Origin of the sequence: Chiayiivirga flava (genome assembly GCF_014202825.1) — a bacterium.
Classification (GTDB): Bacteria; Pseudomonadota; Gammaproteobacteria; order Xanthomonadales; family Xanthomonadaceae; genus Chiayiivirga; species Chiayiivirga flava.
In genome coordinates this window covers 273316-288711 of the sequence record NZ_JACHHP010000002.1, presented here as the reverse complement: position 1 = coordinate 288711, position 15396 = coordinate 273316, and the positions used below count along the sequence as shown (strand labels likewise).

Below are 15396 nucleotides of genomic sequence, written 5' to 3'. Positions count from 1 at the left end.
GCGACGTTGCCCGGGTCAGTTCGGCAGCAGCTCGAAGCCGTCGCGGAGCACCACCTGGTTGTCGTCGAGCACGGCCACGACGTCGGGGCTCAGCACGTAGTCGTAGAGCCGGATACGGGCGATGGCGCCGCCGGACCGTTCGCCGACCGTGACCGCGTCGTCGACCACGAACGAAAGCAGCGCCTCGGCCGAGATCTCGCCCACGCCACCGTCGTTGCCGGAGAACTGGCGAAAGCCGTCGACATAGCCGACGTAGTCCCCGTTCGCGGCGCGCGTGACCGTCACCTGATGCCATTCGTCGGGCGGAAGCCTCGGTGCGTTGCCCGAAAACAACGGATACAGCCGCAGCCGGTTGTTCTGCGCGTAGAGGCCGGCATCGTCGTTGCGCGCCCTGGTGTCGAGGATCTTTGCGTACGAACCGGTCGAATCGAGCCGCAGCAGGATGGCGACGCTGTAGCCGGTGTTGTCGATCAAGCCGGCGGACGAGACCTGGAAGCCGCCGCCGGGGGAAAACAGCCGCACGGTGCGATTGTCCGGTCCGACAGTGTCGGTGATGAAGCTGCCGTCGGCCGGCTGCAATGCGGTGAGCGCCGGTGCCGCGCCGAGACTGTCGTCCAGGGTGTTGTCGAAGCGGTAATCCGCCACGGGTTGGGCACGGGCGACGCAGCCGAGCAAAAGAAGCGCGAGGCCCAGGAAGAGTCGGTTCATGCGGCATTCCGGCAACGGGGACCGGACCAAGGATCGCGGCATCGCCGGCAAACGTCCAGCGCTGCAGCACCGCGTGCTTCGGTTAGACTTCCGACTCTATTTTGCCGTCCGAGACCGGCCACGGTCGCGGGTGGCACGCCAGCGCCTGCAGGAGACGCCGCATGAATCCGCTCAACGACATCCTCGACCAGGATCTCGACCCCACCGAAACCCGCGAATGGACCGAGTCGCTGCGCGCCGTCATCGACAGCGACGGGGCCGATCGCGCGCACTACCTGCTCGAACGCATGGTCGAACAGACGCGCCGTGCCGGCGCCTTCCTGCCGTTCCAGCCGACCACCGAATACGTCAACACCATCCCGCCGCAGAACGAGGCCAAGAGCCCCGGCGATGCCGCGATGGAATGGCGCATCCGCAGCATCCTGCGCTGGAACGCGATGGCGATGGTGGTGCGCGCCAACCGCAAGCCGGGCGACCTCGGCGGCCACATCGCGAGCTTCGCGTCGAGCGCCACGCTGTACGACGTCGGCTTCAACCACTTCTGGCGCGCACCGAGCGACGACCACCCCGGTGACCTGATCTACTCGCAGGGCCACAGTTCCCCGGGCATCTACGCCCGCGCCTTCCTCGAAGGCCGCCTCACCGAATCGCAGCTCGACCACTTCCGCATGGAAGTCGACGGCAAGGGCATCAGCTCCTACCCGCACCCGTGGTTGATGCCGGAGTTCTGGCAGACGCCCACCGTCTCGATGGGCCTTGGCCCGATCAGCGCGATCTACCAGGCGCGCAACTGGAAATACCTCGAAGGCCGCGGCCTGATGCCGAAGTCCGACCGCAAGGTGTGGTGCTTCCTCGGCGACGGCGAGACGGACGAACCCGAATCGCTCGGCGCGATCTCGCTCGGCGGCCGCGAGCAGCTCGACAACCTCGTCTTCGTCATCAACTGCAACCTGCAGCGCCTAGACGGCCCGGTGCGCGGCAACGGCAAGATCATCCAGGAACTCGAAGGCGTGTTCCGCGGTGCCGGCTGGAACGTCATCAAGGTGGTCTGGGGTTCGTACTGGGATCCGCTCCTCGCGCGCGACACCAACGGCGTGCTGCGCAAGCTGATGATGGAAACCGTCGACGGCGAGTACCAGAACTGCAAGGCCTTCGGCGGCAAGTACACGCGCGAGAATTTCTTCAATCGCTATCCGGAAACGGCGGCGATGGTCGCCAACCTCAGCGACGACGACATCTGGCGTCTCAACCGCGGCGGCCACGATCCGCACAAGGTCTACGCGGCCTATGACGCAGCCGTGAAGACCAAGGGCCAGCCGACCGTGATCCTCGCCAAGACGGTGAAGGGTTACGGCATGGGTTCGGCCGGCGAATCGCTAAATCCGACGCACCAGACCAAGAAACTCGACGACGACGCGATCCGCGTCTTCCGCGACCGCTTCAACATTCCGGTGAGCGACGCACAGCTCGCCGACGGCCAGGTGCCGTTCTACCACCCGGGCGAGAATTCGCCCGAGGTGCAGTACATGAAGGAACGCCGCGCCGCGCTCGGTGGCTCGCTGCCGCAGCGTCGCCGCAAGAGCACGCAGACGCTGGAAGCGCCCAAGCTCGAAGTGTTCGACCGCCTGCTCAAGAGCAGCGGCGAGCGCGAGATCAGCACCACGATGTCGTTCGTGCAGGCGCTCAACATCATCCTGCGCGACAAGCAGGTCGGCCCGCGCGTGGTGCCGATCGTGGCGGACGAAGCGCGCACCTTCGGCATGGAAGGCCTGTTCCGCCAGATCGGCATCTACGCGCCGTTCGGACAGAAGTACCAGCCGGTGGATCGTGATCAATTGATGTACTACCGCGAGGACGCAAGCGGCCAGGTGCTCGAGGAAGGCATCACCGAATGCGGCGCGTTCTCGTCGTGGATGGCGAGCGCGACCAGCTACAGCACCAACGATCTGCCGATGCTGCCGTTCTACATCTTCTACTCGATGTTCGGCTTCCAGCGCATCGGCGACAGCGCCTGGCAGGCCGCGGACATGCGCGCGCGCGGCTTCCTACTCGGCGCCACCGCCGGCCGCACCACGCTCAACGGCGAAGGCCTGCAGCACGAAGACGGCCACTCGCACCTGCTCGCCGGCGCGATCCCGAACTGCCGTCCGTACGATCCGACCTTCGGCTTTGAAGTGGCCGTCATCCTGCAGCACGGCATGCAGCGCATGCTGGCCGAGCAGGTAGACGAGTACTACTACCTCACGCTGATGAACGAGAACTACAGCCATCCGGAAATGCCGGAAGGTGCAGCCGAGGGCATCATCAAGGGCATGTACCTGCTGACCGACGCAGGCAAGCCGAAGAAGAACGAACTGCGCGTGCAGCTGCTCGGCTCCGGCACCATCCTGCGCGAAGTCATCGCTGCGGCGGAACTGCTGGAGAAGGAATTCGGCGTCAGCGCCGACATCTGGAGCTGCCCGAGCTTCACCGAACTGCGCCGCGACGGTTTCGACGCCGAACGCTGGAACCGCCTGCATCCGGAAGACAAGACGCAGAAGAAGGCCTACGTCACCGAACTGCTCGAAGGCCGCAGCGGCCCGGTGATCGCCGCGACCGACTACGTGCGTGCCTACGCCGACCAGATCCGCGCCTTCGTCCCGCAGCGCTACACCGTGCTGGGCACCGACGGCTTCGGCCGCAGCGACACGCGCGCCAACCTGCGCCGTTTCTTCGAAGTGGACCGCTACTACATCGCCCACGCCGCCATCGCCGCGCTGGCGCAGGACGGCAAGATGAATGCGAAGGACGTGGCGCGGGCGATCAAGGCGTTCAAGATCGATCCGGAAAAGGCGAATCCGGTCGGGGTTTGATCGGCGACCAAACGGTATCGTCATGCGATCGCGCAATCACGCGCCGCGCTGATTTTCCGGTTCGCGCCTCGCTGCTGGTTTATTGCTGCGACGACCGCTACCGGAGAAAACGCCGGGCGCCCCGATGCGTCATTCCCGCGAATGCGGGAATCCAGCGCCCCTTCTTGGTTTCGACCGGAAAAGTCCAAACCAAGCAAAGTCACTGGATTCCCGCGTTCGCGGGAACGACGTCAGGTGAGGGCGCGAATCCGATTTGTCTACGGATTTCGCTGTAGCGCAGACCGCCGGAAGCACCCACGAGCGGTTCGGGCATGCAGTCGGGCCCACATCTCCCCTGATCCGCGGGGCCACTATCCGGCGTAAGCGGAGTCATGCGCTACGCAATCGTCATCGAAACCGCGCGTCGTAAGCTCTCGGCGTACGTCCCGGATCTTCCCGGCTGTGTTGCAACGGGCGAAACCTTGCCTCTCGTCCGGACCGCCATCCGCCGGGCGATCGAACTTCATCTGTCAGGCATGCGCGAGGATGGCATCGCCATTCCGATCCCGAGTAGCCAAGTCCATCACGTCGACATCGCGGACGGCGCACGCGATGCGACGCCAAAGCTCAGCGACTGGGATACCTGCGAGTTCCTGCTGACGCCCGAAGACGTCCGCGGCTACCTCGACGAGTGTTTCACCTCGTTCGGCGATGATGCCGTCTTCCTCGAACGCGCGTGCCGCATCGGAGCGGACGCACTTCAACGGATGAATGCGCGCTCCGCCGCCACCGACGCCTGACCGCTTCAGGCCCCCACGCGCCGCCGCACCGCGTCCATGTCCCGCACCGGTCGCACCTCGATGCTGCCGAGGCCCGCCCACGGGAAGCTCTGCGCGATCTTCAGCGCTTCGTCCATGTTCTCGGCTTCGATCAGGTTGAAGCCGGCGAGGAATTCCTTCGTCTCCGCGAACGGACCGTCGACGACGATGCTCTTGCCGTTGCGCACGCGCACGGTCTTCGCGGTGGTCGGGGCTTCGAGCTGCTGCGAGTCGAAAAGTTTGCCGTCGGCGCGCATGGCGTCGGCGTTCTCGAAGCAGTGGCGCATCATCGTGTCGGCCTCCGCGCCCGGGACGGCGTCGAGCAGGCTGGGGTCGTTGTAGATCATCACGAGGAATTTCATCGGGGTCTCCGCGGCGGTCGCGCACTGTTACCGGGGGTATGTGGCGAGGTCAAGACGAGGCGCGGGTCGAACGTGTTGCGGCGGTGCACCGTCCGCACGCGCGGGCAGACTCCGCACCGTCGTTTCGAAGGACGCGGCCGTTGTGCAGGCACGCCCGGGCGTCCCCTCACCGTCGTCCCGGCGAAAGCCGGGACCCAGTGGCGTTGCTCGGTTCTTGAACCGGCTCGAAAACCGAGAAACGTCACTGGGTCCCGGCTTGACCAGCTTCGCTGTTGAGAGCCGCCGGGACGACGGGGGATGGGGTTGCATCCGCGGTCGACGAAGCGTCCGTGCGCAGGAAGTCGACGAACGCCCGCAGCGGCGCGGTCTGGTGGCGACCCGAGAAGTACAGCTTCGGTCCGGGAAACGGCGGCAGCCAGTCCCCGAGCACCGCCTCCAGCAGCCCGGCATCGATCGCCGGCCGCAGGAATTCGTCGAACGAGGCCACGAGCCCGAGGCCGTCGACCGCGGCCTGCACCTCGATGCCGCTGTGCGAACCGATCACGCGGCCGGCCGGCGCGATGCGGATCAGTTCATCGCCGCGTTCGAACTCCCACACAGCCACGAGGCCGCTGGCGAAGCGGTGCCCGATGCAGTGCTCGGCGCGAAGTTGGTCGGGATGCGTCGGTCGTCCGTGCCGCGCGAACCACGCCGGCGCGCCGGCCACGACGAAGCGCTGCTCGCGCGGCCCCAGCGGCACGGCGATCATGTCGCGCTCCAGGCGCTCGTCGTAACGCACGCCGGCATCGAAGCCGGCCCCGAGCACGTCGATGAAGCGGTCGTCGCCGATCACCTCCATGCGCACGTGCGGATGCCGGTGCAGAAAGCGCGCGACGATGGGCGGCAGCACGTGGCTGGCGACGATGGTGGGCACATTGAGGCGCAGCGTGCCGGCGGGTTCGTCGCCGTCGGCGTGCAGCGCGGCGAGCGCGTCGGCGACGCCGCCGAGCGCGGGTTCGAGGCGGTCGAGCAGGCGCTGGCCGGCCTCTGTCGGCGTGACGCTGCGCGTGCTCCGCTGCAGCAGGCGCGTATCGAGGCGCGCTTCGAGCCGGCGCACCGCTTCGCTCAGCGCGGAGGCGGAGACGTTGCCGAGATAAGCCGCGCGGCGGAAGCCGCGCGCGCGGGCGACGGCGACGAACGCATCGAGATCGGCGAGGTCGGGGATCATGGGCGCCAGTCTGCCGCGGAGCATTGTGCGAAAAACCGCACAAGGCGTGCGGCCGGAATCGGATTATCGCACGCTGATCGCTTGGCCAGACTGCGCTCCACGGTCGGCCGCCTGTCTCGCGGACGCCGCGCCACGGTCGGAAGCGACCGCACCCCCTCACTCAACGGAGCGCAGCAATGGACACCACCACCCTCGGCCGCACCGGCCTCACCGTCTCCCGCCTCGGCCTCGGCTGCATGGCCATGTCCGGCATGTACGGCCCGAGCGACCGCAGCGAAAGCATCGCCACTATCCACGCCGCCCTCGACGCCGGCATCACCCTGCTCGACACCGGCGATTTCTACGGCATGGGCCACAACGAACTGCTGATCGCCGAAGCCCTGCGCGGCCGCAACCGCGACGACGCCGTGATCAGCGTCAAGTTCGGCGCCCTGCGCGATCCTGTCGGCGGCTTTTCCGGCTACGACGCGCGCCCTGCTGCGGTGCAGAACTTCGTCGCCTACTCGCTGCAGCGGCTCGGCGTCGATCACATCGACATCTACCGCCCGTCGCGGCTGGACCCGGCGGTGCCGATCGAGGACACCATCGGCGCGATCGCCGACCTGGTGAAGGCCGGTCACGTGCGCCACATCGGCCTGTCGGAAATGGGCCCGGAGACGATCCGGCGTGCGGCTGCGGTGCATCCGATCTGCGATCTGCAGATTGAATACTCGCTGCTCTCGCGCGGCATCGAGGCGGAGATCCTGCCGACGTGCCGCGAGCTCGGCATCGGTGTCACCGCCTACGGCGTGTTGTCGCGCGGGCTCATCAGCGGGCACTGGCAGGCGGACGCGGCGAAAGTGCCGGGCGATTTCCGCGGCCACTCGCCGCGCTTCCAGGCCGGAAACGTCGAGGCCAACCTCGCGCTGGTGGAGGCACTGCGTGCGGTGGCGTCGCGCCGCGGCGTGACGGTGGCGCAGATCGCCATCGCATGGGTGGCGGTGCAGGGCGACGACATCGTGCCGCTGATCGGCGCGCGGCGTCGCGACCGGCTGGATGAATCCCTCGGTGCGCTCGACCTCGTGCTCGATGCGGACGACATCGCCGCGATCGAGCGTGCGGTGCCGAAGGATGCGGCGGCGGGCACGCGTTACGCTGCGCCGCTGATGGCGCATCTGGACAGCGAGCGCGCGGTGCACTGACCTGATGTCTGACCGAAAGGGGCAGCGAGCACTTCAACCCCCCGTCGTCCCGGCGAAAGCCGGGACCCAGCGGCGTTGGCTCGATTGCCTGCGACCGACGGGTGCAGAAGCCACGCCGCTGGGTCCCGGCTTTCGCCGGGACGACGGGGTTAGGGGTGCGCGGTATGTGTTGTGACTTTGAGCGCGACGGCGCGGTTCGGGACAGTGAATCCCACGCCCGCACGCCGCCACGCACCACCGCATCCACTAGCATGTGCGACCTCCCAACGCCGGAGCCCCGCGTGCCCGCCGTCATCACCATCCGCAACCTGCGCAAAACCTACGCCTCCGGTTTCGAGGCGCTGAAGGGCATCGACCTCGACATCGAACGCGGCGAAATCCTCGCCCTGCTCGGCCCCAACGGCGCCGGCAAGACCACGCTGATCAGCGTCGTCTGCGGCATCGTCAACCCGAGCGATGGCGAAGTCATCGTCGACGGCCACCACATTCAGCGCGACTGCCGCGAGGCGCGGAAAAGGATCGGCCTCGTCCCACAGGAACTCTCCACCGACGCGTTCGAAACCGTGCTCGCCACGGTGAAATTCAGCCGCGGCCTCTTCGGCAAACCACGCAACGACGCGCATGTCGAGCAGGTGCTGCGCGATCTTTCGCTGTGGGACAAGCGCAACAGCAAGATCATGCAACTCTCCGGCGGCATGAAGCGCCGCGTGCTGATCGCCAAGGCCCTGTCGCACGAGCCCGACGTCCTCTTCCTCGACGAACCCACCGCAGGCGTCGACGTCGAACTGCGCCACGACATGTGGCAGATGGTGCGCCGCCTGCGCGAGCGCGGCACCACCATCATCCTGACCACGCACTACATCGAGGAGGCCGAGGAAATGGCCGACCGCATCGGCGTGATCAACAAGGGCGAACTCGTGCTGGTGGAGGACAAGGCCAAACTCATGCGCAAGCTCGGCAAGAAACAGCTCGCGCTGCAGCTGCAGTCGCCGCTGGAATCGATTCCCGCCGCCTTGCACGACCTGCCGCTGGAACTGTCGAAGGACGGCACCACGCTCACCTACACCTTCGATGCACAAAGCGACGACACCGGTATCGCGCCGCTGCTCAAACGCCTGTCCGAGCAGGGCATCGACTTCAAGGACCTGCACTCGAGCGAATCCTCGCTCGAAGACATCTTCGTCAGCCTCGTGAGGAAGAGCGCATGAACCTCCACGCGATCCGCGCGATCTACCGCTTCGAGATGGCGCGCACCTTCCGCACGCTGACGCAGAGCATCGCCTCGCCGGTGCTGTCGACCTCGCTCTACTTCATCGTCTTCGGCGCCGCGATCGGGTCGCGCATGGGCGACATCGGCGGCGTCAGCTATGGCGCCTTCATCATTCCCGGCCTCATCATGCTGTCGTTGCTGAGCGAGAGCATCTCGAACGCGTCGTTCGGCATCTACATGCCGAAGTGGGCAGGCACCATCTTCGAACTGCTCTCGGCGCCGGTGTCGTGGGTCGAAGTTGTGATCGGCTATGTCGGCGCGGCGGCGACGAAATCGGTGATGCTCGGCCTGCTGATCCTCGTGACGGCACGCATCTTCGTGCCGTACGAGATCGCGCATCCGTTCTGGATGGTGACGTTCCTGACCCTCACCGCGATCACGTTCTCGCTGTTCGGCTTCATCATCGGCGTGTGGGCCGACGGCTTCGAGAAACTGCAGGTGATCCCGCTGATGGTGGTGACGCCGCTCACCTTCCTCGGTGGTGCGTTTTACTCGATCGACATGCTGCCGCCGCTGTGGCAGAAGGTGGCGCTGTTCAATCCGGTGGTGTACCTCATCAGCGGCATGCGCTGGAGCTTCTACGGCGTCTCCGACGTGCACGTTGGCATCAGCGCGGGCGCGACACTCGGCTTCATGCTGCTGTGCCTCGGCACGATCTGGTGGATCTTCCGCAGCGGTTACAAGCTCAAGGCCTGACGGCGCGCGGGCATTCCGCTCCGCGCCCCGCCTGCCTGATTCTCAGGCGATGCCGTGCCGCATACTCACCGCGCCGGCAGCGGCTGGCCCCAGCCGATGTCGCCGTTGAGCCAGTTGTAGCATTCGGCTTCCGTGCACGGGAACGTGGCGACAAGGCGTGCGCTTGACAGCAACTGTTCGTGGCCGCGCACGCTCGTGCGTTCGCTGTCGATCTCGGCGACGGCGATGACGGCCGTCTGGCGGAAGGTTTCCGGCGTCACGTCGCCGAGCACGAAGACCGGGCCGGCGTCGTCGCCGAGCTGGCGGACCAGCGCATTGGCCGGGTCGAGCATGCGCTGCAGGCGCAGCACCACGCCGACGCGTTTGCCTTGCCACAGGTAGGGGTTGCGATCGATCTGGGTGGCGCTGAGCCACGTGGCCGCGCGCTGTTCGGCGGCGAAATCGGCGGGTGTGCGCGGCGCGGCGGCGGACGCCGTGCCGGTGCCCGAACCGAGCGTCATGGCGATCAGCAGTAGCGAACGAAGGGTCATGCGAATGCTCCGTGGGGGATCGAGGTCGGCGGACTGCCTGCCGACCCGTTCTGTTGCATACGCAGGCCGGCATCGCACGGCGCATCTGCTGCTACCATCGAACGGGCCACCGCTCACGAGGGACGCTCCCATCGCCGGCACCCAGCGCGAACTCACCTTCCGCTTCCTCGCCGAACCCGGCGACGTGAACTTCGGCGGCAACGTGCACGGCGGCGCGGTGATGAAATGGATCGACCAGGCCGGCTACGCCTGCGCCGCCGGCTGGGCCGGCACCTACTGCGTCACGGTGTACGTGGGCGGCATCCAGTTCGAGCGGCCGGTGCGCATTGGGCAGCTGGTGGAAGTGCACGCGCAGATCGTGCTCACCGGCACCACCAGCATGCACGTGGCGGTGACCGTGTCGGCCCGCGATACCACGGCCGAAGGCGCCGAGCGCACCACGCACTGCCTGATGGTGTTCGTGGCGCAGGACGCGCAGCGCCGCTCGATTCCCGTGCCCGCCTACACGCCGGGCACGGACCGCGAGCGCGAACTCGCCGCCTACGCGCGCGACATCATGCGCATGCGCAAGGACATCGAAGCTGCGCGACGCGATTTTCTTGCGCGGTATCCGGGCTGAGTGCCGGCGAGATCGATCCGGATCCTAGTGCGCCGGCAGCAGCGCCGCGCGCCGGAGCGCGGCGACCAGGGCATCGCGGTTGCCGGTGTCGAGCGGCCAGCCCGCAAGGTGTCCAACGACGCGGCGCGCGGGGCTCAGGTCTCTTCGCGGTTCACCTGATCGTAGAAATACGCCTCCACCTCGCCCTTCACCTTGAGGGTCATCGGTTGCCCGCGGCGGTCGAGCGAGCGGCCGACGGGCAGGCGCACCCAGCCTTCGCTGATGCAATATTCCTCGACGTTGGTTTTTTCCTCGCCCTTGAAGCGGATGCCGACGCCGCGCTCGAGCACGGCCTTGTCGTGGAACTTGCTGCGCGGGTCGGTGGACAGGCGGTCGGGCGGGGTGTCGGACATATCGGGGTCACCGGAAACGGGCGGCACGGGGCCGTGAAGCGCGCAAGGATACGGGGCGGGGTGGCGGCGGGCCAGTCGCGGGTGCGTCGGGCGTGCGTTTTGCCTGCCTTGTGGTCGTCCATCCGGAGCTTTGCAATCGTGGTCGCCGCGCCGCCTGCTTCCTTCTCCCGCCGGGAGAAGGTGGCCCGGCAGGGCCGGATGAGGGTGGAGCGGCCGCGACCGCCGAAGCTCGCACGCAGCGGAGTTCGGCCTGTCGGCCTCCGGCAGACCGCGACGTGGCGCCCTCATCCACCTTCGGCACCTTCTCCCGGCGGGAGAAGGAAGCAGTACATGGCACATCGCTTGCTGCACGCCCGCGTCCGCGCGGCCTCCGTCGCGCCCGCTCCGGAGACCTCCATGCACGCACCCCGCCTCGCCTTCGCCGCGCTTGCCGTCGCGCTCGCCACGTCCGCCCACGCCGCCGAGGTCGAAGGGGTGAAAGCGCCGCAGGGCGGCGTCGTGCGCTGGAACGGCATGGCTGCCGACGAATGCGGCTTCCGCGGCAAGCGCTACCCGGCCGTCGACGCGGCCTGCTACTACCCGATCGATTTCCGCGCCAAGCCCGGCGTGCACGAGATCGCGCTGTACGACCAGGACGGCAAGCAGCACCTGAGCTCGGTCACGGTCGAGGCGGTCGAATTTCCGAAGGTCGAGATCGAACTGCCGGACGACACCTATCTGAATGTGTCGGAGGACAACCGCAAGCGCCACATCGAGGAGCGCAAGCGTGTGCTCGCCCTGTTTGAGCGCGACATCGGCGAGCCGCGTTTCTCGCTGCCGCTGTCGCGCCCGTCGGCCACCCTGCCCGACAGCGAGGACGATTTCGGCAGCCACCGCCTCTTCAACGGCAGCAAGGAAAGCCAGCACACCGGGCGCGACTTTCCCGTCGGCGCGGGCAACCCGGTCAAGGCCGTGGCCGACGGCACCGTGGTGCTGGCCGAGGAGCAGTTCTACACCGGCAACACCGTGTTCGTGGACCACGGCGGCGGCCTGATCAGCATGAACTTCCACATGGCCGATCTGGCGGTGAAGACCGGCGACGAGGTCGAACGCGGCCAGTCGCTCGGCACGGTCGGCTCGACGGGGCGTTCGACCGGGCCGCATCTGCATCTGGGGTTCCGCTGGCTCGGCGCGCGCATCGATCCGCTGCTGCTGCTCGATACGCCGAACACGCTGCCGAGCATCGGCGATTCGCCACGCACGGCGGAGAAGAAGATCGATGCGGCCGATGCCAAGGAGCCGCCGGAAGATTCGCCCGCCAACTGACGGTCATGGAAATCCGCGCCGCGTGCAGCGAAGATGCACGCGGCAGCGGCGTGCGCTGCGCTGACGGGGACACGCGATGCGCGGTGCGGGTGGCACGGACGGAGGAGTGGGGCTGTTCCTGATCGGATTCGTCTGCGTGATCGCGGGCGGCTGGATGCTGCTCAACCAGGTCACGGTGAGCGGCGGCGGCTGGACGCTGTGGGGCTACAACAGCTTCGGACTGTCGCTGCTGCCGCTGCTGGTCGGCATCGGCGTGCTGTTCTTCGACGGTCGCTCGGTCATCGGCTGGCTGCTGCTGATCGCCGGCGCCGTGATTATCCTCGCCGGCGTGCTGATGAACATGCGCATCTACTTCCAGTCGACCAGCCTGTTCAACACGGTGGTGATGCTCGGGCTGCTCGCCGCCGGCATCGGCCTTGTGGCGCGCTCGTTCCGTTCGGCCGAACGCGCCGTGGGCGCGGCGTCGCGCGACGATGCCGGACGCTGATCGCGGCGGCTGGTGCCTGTACCTGATCGAATGCGTCAACGGCGCGTTGTACGCCGGCATCACCAACGATCTGCCGCGCCGCTACGCCGCACATTGCGAGGGACGCGGCGCACGCTATACGCGCGCCAATCCGCCGCGGCGGCTGGTGGGCTCGCGTCCGTATCCCGATCGCGCGGCCGCGTCGCGCGCCGAATACGCGATCAGGCAGCTGCCGCGGGCGCGCAAGATCGGCTACCTCGCGCAGATCGACGCCACACCGTGCCCGGAGCGGGACTGACCGCGTCGGCGTGCAGCGGTCAGTCCCCGGGCAGCTCCCCATCCTCGGCGTGCGGCGAACGCACGGTCTCGGCGGCCGGCGCGTGCGACGGCCCGTCGTCGCCACCGCTGCGGGTGAGCGTTGCGCGCGTCCGCGGCAGCGCCTCGGGATGCTCGCGCGCGAGAAAGGCGATCAGGCCTTCGCGCACCGCGCAGCGCAGATCGAAGGCATCGCCGGAGTTGCGCGCGCTGACCAGCAGGCGGACCTGCATCGTGGATTCGGACGTGTCGGTGACCTGCGCGATGCACACCTTGCCGTCCCAGCGTGGATCGTCGCTGCAGATGCGCTGCAGCTCGTCGCGTACCGCCGCCATCGGGGTGCGGTAGTCGAGCCACAGCACCGCGGTGCCGAGCATGTCGGCGGTGCTGCGCGTCCAGTTCTGGAACGGATGTTCGATGAACCAGGTCAGCGGCACCACGAGACGACGCTCGTCCCAGATGCGCACCACCACGTAGGACGCGGTGATCTCCTCGATGCGGCCCCACTCGCCCTCGACGATGACCACGTCGTCGAGCCGGATCGGCTGGGCCAGCGCGATCTGCAGCCCGGCGATGAGGTTGCTGAACACGGGCTTGGCCGCGATGCCGGCCGCGATGCCGATGATACCGGCCGACGCCAGCAGCGTGGCGCCGACCTGGCGCACGGCCGGGAAGGTCATCAGTGCCGTGGCCACGCCGAGCAGCACGATCGCGCCCATCACCACCCGGCCGAGCACGCGCGTCTGCGTGTGGATGCGGCGCGCGTGGACGTTGTCGGCCACGTCGATGGGGTACTGGCGCAGGATCGCGCGTTCGATGCCGGACACCACACGCACCAGCAGCCACGTCACGCACGCGAACAGCGCGATGCGGATCGCGTGCTGGCTCCAGTCGAGCGCCTGCGGCGGCAGCGGCGTCGCGCGCAGCGCGAGCGCGAGCATCAGCAGCGGCACCGCAAACGCCAGCGGCAGCGCGATCACGCGAAGGATGCGGCCGCGGCGCGAATCCGCGGCGCGCACGCGGCGGGCGATGCGCATCAGCAGCAGATGCACGGCCAGGCCCAGCAGCGCGGCCGCGCCGAGCGGCATGGCCACGGCGAGCATGGCGTCCCAGTCGATGCGTGCGGACAGGTCCATCCCGGGGACTATGCCAGCCACCGACGGCATGTCGTTGAATCGCAAGTGACCACGGGGCCGCGGATCGCCGACACTGGCGCCTGCTAACCGATCGCGCCGTGCGCGCATCCAAGCCCGCATGATCGACACCGACCCGCGCTGGGTGGAACGGGCCCGGCAGGGCGACACCGCCGCATTCAAGTGCCTGGTGGATGCGCACGCGCGCCCGCTGTTCGTGTTGTGCGAACGGATCACGCGCGACGCTGCGCTGGCCGAGGACGCGGTACAGGAGGCGCTCTACAAGGCCTGGCGCGGGCTGGCCGACTTCGACGGCCGCGCCGCGTTCCGCACCTGGCTGCACCGCATCGCGGTCAACGCCGCGCTCGAACAGTTGCGCCGCAACGCCCGGCACCGGCACGAGGTCGCCGTCGGCGGCAGCGCGCACGACGACGACCCGGGCGATTTCCTCGACGCGATCGGCGACGAGGAACCCGGCCCCGACGAACACGCCGTCGGCGCCCAGATCGGGCACCGAATCCGCGCCCAGATGCAGCACCTGAGCGCACTCGAACGCGCCGCCTTCGTCCTGCGCCACCACGAGGGCGAATCGCTCGAACACATTTCCGCCACGCTCGATCTGACCGTCGGCCAGAGCAAGCAGGCGATCTTCCGCGCCGTGCGCAAGTTGCGCGCGGCGCTGCAACCGTGGAGGTGAGCATGTCCACCATCGACGACAACGCCCTGATCCTGCATTACTACGGCGACGACGAGACACCGCAGCAGCGCGAACTCGTGGCGCAGGCGCTGCGTCTCTCGCCCGACCTGCGCCTGCGCTACGCGCGCCTGCGCGATCTGCTCGACGCCGCCGCGCACGATGTTCCCGCGCCGCCCGACGCCGGCTTCGAGCAGCGCCTCTGGCAGAACTTCAACGCCCGCCTCGCCTCCGAAAAAGCCCCTCTCCCCGTGGGAGAGGGGTTGGGGAGAGGGTCCGGCGACGTCAGCCACTCCTCGAATGCAGCAAACCTCACCCGCGGCTCCAGACCCACACCCACCGCCCACACCCGCCGCCGCCCGCGCCTGAGACTTGCCACGGCCGCAGCCACATCCGTGCTGCTGCTCCTCGGTGCCGGCTTCTTCGCAGGCCGCCTCAGCGGCCCGGACCCGGCGCCACCGCTGGCGCACCAGCCCGCCGTGCAAACCGATCCCGTGCTCGCCGCGCGCGTGCTCGACGCCTACGTCGCCGCCCACCTGCGCCAGACCGAGGGCGTGCTGCTCACCGCGCTCAACAGCGACAGCCCCGACCTTGCCGCCGGCAACGCCGATCTTGCCGCCGCGCTGATCGACAGCAACCGCCTCTACACCCAGGCTGCACAGCGCGCCGGCAACACCCGCCTCGCGGAGTTCCTGCGCCAGATGGAGCCGGTGCTGATCGAACTGGCTAACCCGCCGCGTGGCGACGGCATCGAAGTGCGTGACGGCCTGCGCGATTACGTGCGCGAGTCGGATCTGCTGTTCCAGGTGCGCGCGACCGAAGGCGCCCTGGCCACGCGCAACCTGCGCACCTGATCGTTCGAGGACACC

At 68.1% G+C, this 15396-nt stretch carries 17 protein-coding genes; 11 read left to right on the top strand and 6 right to left on the bottom strand.

The window, feature by feature from the left end:
• Positions 1-15: 15 nt before the first annotated feature.
• On the bottom strand, positions 16-708 hold the full coding sequence (locus HNQ52_RS05775) for a LamG-like jellyroll fold domain-containing protein (RefSeq protein WP_183960168.1): 693 nt from the start codon (positions 706-708) through the stop codon (positions 16-18).
• A 161-nt stretch (positions 709-869) separates the two neighbouring features.
• On the opposite strand from HNQ52_RS05775, the gene aceE reads away from it, so the two are divergent.
• Positions 870-3560 carry a pyruvate dehydrogenase (acetyl-transferring), homodimeric type gene (gene aceE / locus HNQ52_RS05770; protein ID WP_183960167.1) on the top strand — a complete coding sequence of 897 codons (2691 nt, stop codon included), beginning with the start codon at positions 870-872 and terminating at the stop codon, positions 3558-3560.
• Positions 3561-3931: 371 nt separating this feature from the next.
• On the top strand, positions 3932-4339 hold the full coding sequence (locus HNQ52_RS05765; RefSeq protein WP_183960166.1) for a type II toxin-antitoxin system HicB family antitoxin: 408 nt from the start codon (positions 3932-3934) through the stop codon (positions 4337-4339).
• Between the two features lie 5 nt (positions 4340-4344).
• Here HNQ52_RS05765 and HNQ52_RS05760 read toward each other — a convergent pair whose 3' ends face one another.
• Positions 4345-4719: a YciI family protein gene (locus HNQ52_RS05760; protein ID WP_183960165.1), complete on the bottom strand. Its 375-nt coding sequence runs from the start codon at positions 4717-4719 to the stop codon at positions 4345-4347.
• 241 nt (positions 4720-4960) lie between these two features.
• Positions 4961-5926 (bottom strand): LysR substrate-binding domain-containing protein, encoded by a 966-nt coding sequence (locus HNQ52_RS05755; RefSeq protein WP_183960164.1) that lies wholly within the window; start codon positions 5924-5926, stop codon positions 4961-4963.
• Positions 5927-6102: 176 nt separating this feature from the next.
• Between HNQ52_RS05755 and HNQ52_RS05750 the strand changes: the two genes are divergently transcribed.
• The 3 genes from HNQ52_RS05750 to HNQ52_RS05740 all read left to right on the top strand — a co-directional run bounded on the left by HNQ52_RS05750 (position 6103) and on the right by HNQ52_RS05740 (position 9073).
• The gene (locus HNQ52_RS05750; RefSeq protein ID WP_183960163.1) at positions 6103-7107 is read left to right on the top strand and encodes an aldo/keto reductase; all 1005 of its coding nucleotides are present in this window, start codon (positions 6103-6105) and stop codon (positions 7105-7107) included.
• 281 nt (positions 7108-7388) lie between these two features.
• Entirely contained in the window at positions 7389-8315 is a 927-nt protein-coding gene (locus HNQ52_RS05745) for an ABC transporter ATP-binding protein (RefSeq protein ID WP_343059227.1), read from the top strand.
• Positions 8312-9073, top strand: a complete 762-nt coding sequence (locus HNQ52_RS05740) for an ABC transporter permease (RefSeq protein WP_183960161.1) — start codon at positions 8312-8314, stop codon at positions 9071-9073. Before HNQ52_RS05745 ends, HNQ52_RS05740 begins: the two co-directional genes overlap by 4 nt.
• Before the next feature lie 65 nt (positions 9074-9138).
• On the opposite strand, the gene HNQ52_RS05735 is transcribed toward HNQ52_RS05740, so the two are convergent.
• On the bottom strand, positions 9139-9603 hold the full coding sequence (locus tag HNQ52_RS05735) for a hypothetical protein (RefSeq protein ID WP_183960160.1): 465 nt from the start codon (positions 9601-9603) through the stop codon (positions 9139-9141).
• Between the two features lie 130 nt (positions 9604-9733).
• Here HNQ52_RS05735 and HNQ52_RS05730 point away from each other — a divergent pair, with 130 nt between their 5' ends.
• Positions 9734-10222, top strand: a complete 489-nt coding sequence (locus tag HNQ52_RS05730) for an acyl-CoA thioesterase (protein ID WP_343059261.1) — start codon at positions 9734-9736, stop codon at positions 10220-10222.
• A 134-nt stretch (positions 10223-10356) separates the two neighbouring features.
• Here HNQ52_RS05730 and HNQ52_RS05725 read toward each other — a convergent pair whose 3' ends face one another.
• Positions 10357-10614, bottom strand: coding sequence for a DUF3297 family protein (locus HNQ52_RS05725; protein ID WP_183960159.1), 258 nt, complete (start codon positions 10612-10614; stop codon positions 10357-10359).
• 396 nt (positions 10615-11010) lie between these two features.
• Between HNQ52_RS05725 and HNQ52_RS17055 the strand changes: the two genes are divergently transcribed.
• From HNQ52_RS17055 to HNQ52_RS05710, 3 genes are all read left to right on the top strand, one after another.
• On the top strand, positions 11011-11919 hold the full coding sequence (locus HNQ52_RS17055) for a M23 family metallopeptidase (RefSeq protein WP_183960158.1): 909 nt from the start codon (positions 11011-11013) through the stop codon (positions 11917-11919).
• A 106-nt stretch (positions 11920-12025) separates the two neighbouring features.
• Positions 12026-12406, top strand: coding sequence for a hypothetical protein (locus HNQ52_RS05715; protein ID WP_221281957.1), 381 nt, complete (start codon positions 12026-12028; stop codon positions 12404-12406).
• A complete protein-coding gene (locus HNQ52_RS05710; RefSeq protein ID WP_183960156.1) occupies positions 12393-12683 on the top strand; it encodes a GIY-YIG nuclease family protein in 291 nt (96 codons plus the stop codon). The genes HNQ52_RS05715 and HNQ52_RS05710 overlap by 14 nt, the downstream gene beginning before the upstream one ends.
• 19 nt (positions 12684-12702) lie before the next feature.
• Here HNQ52_RS05710 and HNQ52_RS05705 read toward each other — a convergent pair whose 3' ends face one another.
• Positions 12703-13836 (bottom strand): mechanosensitive ion channel family protein, encoded by a 1134-nt coding sequence (locus tag HNQ52_RS05705; RefSeq protein WP_183960155.1) that lies wholly within the window; start codon positions 13834-13836, stop codon positions 12703-12705.
• Positions 13837-13954: 118 nt separating this feature from the next.
• Between HNQ52_RS05705 and HNQ52_RS05700 the strand changes: the two genes are divergently transcribed.
• Together HNQ52_RS05700 and HNQ52_RS05695 are read left to right on the top strand one after the other, a co-directional pair.
• Entirely contained in the window at positions 13955-14530 is a 576-nt protein-coding gene (locus HNQ52_RS05700) for an RNA polymerase sigma factor (protein ID WP_183960154.1), read from the top strand.
• A 2-nt stretch (positions 14531-14532) separates the two neighbouring features.
• Positions 14533-15381 carry a hypothetical protein gene (locus HNQ52_RS05695; protein ID WP_183960153.1) on the top strand — a complete coding sequence of 283 codons (849 nt, stop codon included), beginning with the start codon at positions 14533-14535 and terminating at the stop codon, positions 15379-15381.
• Positions 15382-15396: the final 15 nt, after the last annotated feature.

What these genes read in the sequence shown, in the direction of transcription:
- HNQ52_RS05705 (WP_183960155.1), bottom strand. Translation starts at nt 13,836, where the DNA reads ATGGACCTGTCCGCACGCATCGACTGGGACGCCATGCTCGCCGTGGCC.
- HNQ52_RS05755 (WP_183960164.1), bottom strand. Translation starts at nt 5,926, where the DNA reads ATGATCCCCGACCTCGCCGATCTCGATGCGTTCGTCGCCGTCGCCCGC.
- HNQ52_RS05695 (WP_183960153.1), top strand. Translation starts at nt 14,533, where the DNA reads ATGTCCACCATCGACGACAACGCCCTGATCCTGCATTACTACGGCGAC.
- aceE (WP_183960167.1), top strand. Translation starts at nt 870, where the DNA reads ATGAATCCGCTCAACGACATCCTCGACCAGGATCTCGACCCCACCGAA.
- HNQ52_RS05775 (WP_183960168.1), bottom strand. Translation starts at nt 708, where the DNA reads ATGAACCGACTCTTCCTGGGCCTCGCGCTTCTTTTGCTCGGCTGCGTC.
- HNQ52_RS05750 (WP_183960163.1), top strand. Translation starts at nt 6,103, where the DNA reads ATGGACACCACCACCCTCGGCCGCACCGGCCTCACCGTCTCCCGCCTC.
- HNQ52_RS05700 (WP_183960154.1), top strand. Translation starts at nt 13,955, where the DNA reads ATGATCGACACCGACCCGCGCTGGGTGGAACGGGCCCGGCAGGGCGAC.
- HNQ52_RS05740 (WP_183960161.1), top strand. Translation starts at nt 8,312, where the DNA reads ATGAACCTCCACGCGATCCGCGCGATCTACCGCTTCGAGATGGCGCGC.
- HNQ52_RS05725 (WP_183960159.1), bottom strand. Translation starts at nt 10,614, where the DNA reads ATGTCCGACACCCCGCCCGACCGCCTGTCCACCGACCCGCGCAGCAAG.
- HNQ52_RS05765 (WP_183960166.1), top strand. Translation starts at nt 3,932, where the DNA reads ATGCGCTACGCAATCGTCATCGAAACCGCGCGTCGTAAGCTCTCGGCG.
- HNQ52_RS17055 (WP_183960158.1), top strand. Translation starts at nt 11,011, where the DNA reads ATGCACGCACCCCGCCTCGCCTTCGCCGCGCTTGCCGTCGCGCTCGCC.
- HNQ52_RS05735 (WP_183960160.1), bottom strand. Translation starts at nt 9,603, where the DNA reads ATGACCCTTCGTTCGCTACTGCTGATCGCCATGACGCTCGGTTCGGGC.
- HNQ52_RS05760 (WP_183960165.1), bottom strand. Translation starts at nt 4,719, where the DNA reads ATGAAATTCCTCGTGATGATCTACAACGACCCCAGCCTGCTCGACGCC.
- HNQ52_RS05710 (WP_183960156.1), top strand. Translation starts at nt 12,393, where the DNA reads ATGCCGGACGCTGATCGCGGCGGCTGGTGCCTGTACCTGATCGAATGC.